This is a genomic window from Planktothrix sp. FACHB-1355 (genome assembly GCF_014748295.1).
GTDB lineage: Bacteria > Cyanobacteriota > Cyanobacteriia > Cyanobacteriales > Aerosakkonemataceae > Aerosakkonema > Aerosakkonema funiforme_A.
The window spans coordinates 1-2,530 of sequence record NZ_JACJUP010001039.1 but is presented as its reverse complement, the minus strand read 5'-3'; the positions used below and the strand labels follow the sequence as shown (position 1 = coordinate 2,530).

The 2,530-nt window shown below is 45.4% G+C and carries 3 protein-coding genes and 1 pseudogene; all 4 read right to left on the bottom strand.

Features of this window, described 5'->3' with window-relative positions; translation table 11 throughout:
- Positions 1-227 (bottom strand): annotated as a pseudogene (locus H6S82_RS28675) (carboxymethylenebutenolidase); the annotation flags it as partial.
- A gap of 61 nt (positions 228-288) precedes the next feature.
- Positions 289-570, bottom strand: coding sequence for a hypothetical protein (locus H6S82_RS28670; protein WP_190464978.1), 282 nt, complete (start codon positions 568-570; stop codon positions 289-291).
- 235 nt (positions 571-805) lie between these two features.
- Positions 806-1,594: a precorrin-4 C(11)-methyltransferase gene (cobM, locus tag H6S82_RS28665; RefSeq protein WP_190464977.1), complete on the bottom strand. Its 789-nt coding sequence runs from the start codon at positions 1,592-1,594 to the stop codon at positions 806-808.
- A 280-nt stretch (positions 1,595-1,874) separates the two neighbouring features.
- Positions 1,875-2,530: DALR domain-containing protein (locus H6S82_RS28660; protein WP_347339563.1), on the bottom strand; the 656-nt coding region annotated here is incomplete at its 5' end.

The following is a 2,530-nucleotide window of genomic DNA, read 5'->3' as shown; positions in this document are numbered from 1 at the left end:
CCAAAGATTTCTTGCACTACCAACACTACGGGAAAATTACTGCCAGTTGCAGGCATAGCGCGATAAGCTGGAATTTCACCATCCTCGACGGGAATTTTTACTTCTCCAGCTATCAATCCTTGAGTATTTGTATTGATAACTTGGGCAGAAATTGGCTGCACTGCTAACGCAAACCCAGCTGCCAGCGTACTCACAATCATAAATTTCCGGCGCGTAATTTCTTTCATTTGCCGTTTTCTCCAAGACACTCTTGCCAAAGGTAGCTTATTCTTCAGGGTAGCGTTGCACTTAATTTGTAGAACTTTCTGTCGGCGTTAGCTGGTCGATCTCTTCTGCTTCTAGCGGTGCGTAACCATCGGGAACGCTGTCTGTATCGCTGGGGTTGTCGATCGCTTGGGTGGAAAGCTTGGCTTTGTAAGCTTTATTGTTATCCCCGCAACTGCAAGAATGTGCCGTTAATTCAGCGCAGAAGTCACTAGGGTTCAATTTGGCGGGAAAAGCGAAGATTTCTTTTCCGTTTAGCTTCGATTTACGGTAAAGCTCGATCGCTTTTTCTAAAGAATAATACATCACAGGAACCCATCTGCCACAGTAAAAGTAGACAACAACTCGGCTGTTTGTGTACTTTCCCTGGGGGAGTGGATTTCGCCAGGGCGAAACCATAATTATTTTGCTTAGGTGTGTCTGTATACATCTTGGAAAAAGTTAAGATTCTTTAACAACTGTCTTAAGCAATACATTTTGCGTAATTTTTGTGTAGGCTAAACTACCAAAAACTACGAACAGATTTGATAAAGACAAGATTTTATCCATTGGCTGACTTCTGACGGAACAAGTGGGAGTGTTGCGGATGGTAAAGACGCGATCGTCCTTTCTCTGCTGCCAAAGCCGGACTGATGACATAAAGCGTGGTGCGGATTAAGTTTTCTCGCCGCGTTACCTCTGCCATTTGATGCAGGGGAAGCAGTAAAATTTTTTCATCAGGCCAACCCAGCCGATAGCAAATCGCTACGGGTGTATCGGCGGGATAATGTTCCATCAGTTTGATTTGGGCATCTTCCACATGACGCGCACTCAGGTAAAGACACAAACTCGCTTGATGCGCCGCCAGAGTTGCCAATTCTTCCTGTTCGGGTACAGATGAAGCGTTACCGCTAATGCGGGTGAGGATAATTGTTTGTACGAGTTCCGGTACAGTTAACTCGACTTTCAGCTTGGCGGCAGCTGCTTGGAAAGCGCTGATTCCGGGTATGACCTCAACAGGAACATCTGCTTCTGCCAAAGCTAGCATTTGTTCGTGGATGGCGCTGTAGAGACTGGGGTCGCCGGAGTGGAGACGGACGACAGATTTGTGCGATCGCACCCTCTCTATCATGATCGGCAGAATATCTTCTAGCGTCTTATTTGCAGTGCGGATAATTTCTGCATCAGTACGCACCCCCTGTAAAATTTGTTTTGGCACCAGCGAGTCAGCAAATAAAATGACATCTGCCTGCGCCAAAATTTTCTGTGCCTTGACGGTCAATAAATCCGGATCGCCCGGGCCGGCACCTACAATATAAACTGCTGGAGAGAGGGGGGGAGTGGGAGACATAGGTAAGGGGCTAGAGAAAGAGCGGTAAGAGAATAGGTGTTTTGAAATTGCCGATCTTAGATTTTAATTCAATCCAAAATCCCAAATCCAAAATCTAAAATCGTTAGAGGTTCCGGATAGAAGTAATGACGGAAGAAAAAATGAATGGTAGATGCACCCTGGTTAAGCCCTAGAGGATTTCTCTAGGGTTTTTTTATCATTACTATTCCGGATGGGAGAATGTCAGATGACAAATTTTAAATCACAAATTTGAAATCTACAATCTCAAATCTGAAATTCCTTAATTGCGATGCCATCGCGTACCTTGTGGGGTATCGATGAGGGTAATGCCTTGGGCTTGCAGTTCGTTGCGAATGCGATCGCTTTCGGCAAAGTTTTTCGCTTTTCTTGCTGCTTGTCGCTGTGCAATTAAAGCTTCAATTGTCGCATCACTTAAACCATCAGAAGGTTGAGATGGTTTATCTTCTGGCTTGGCTGACAATCCCAAAACTCCTGCAAGCGTAACTAAGGTGCGCCATTGTTGTTCTAACACTTCCGGCGATGTCTTGGTTTTGCCTTCGTGGACGAGGATATTACCTTCCTTGCCTAATTCTTTGGCTAACTCGAATAAAACTGCCAAAGCTACTGGGGAGTTGAAGTCATCATCCATCGCGGCTTGGAATTTTTCCACTTCGGGATTTTGGATGGAGGGATTTTCCTCTGCTTCCCATTTCCAACCTAGCCCAGAACCGAATCGATCGCCAAACAACAGACCTTCTTTAAGAGTGTTCCAGCTATTTTGGGCGAATGCGATCGCATCCTGGGTAAAATCGATCGGCTTGCTGTAATTTGTTTGCAAAACAAATAACCTGATCGCCATCGCCTCCGGTGCATTCTGCCCATCCAACAACTGACGGATAGTGATGAAATTGCCCAAAGATTTAGACATTTTCTTCC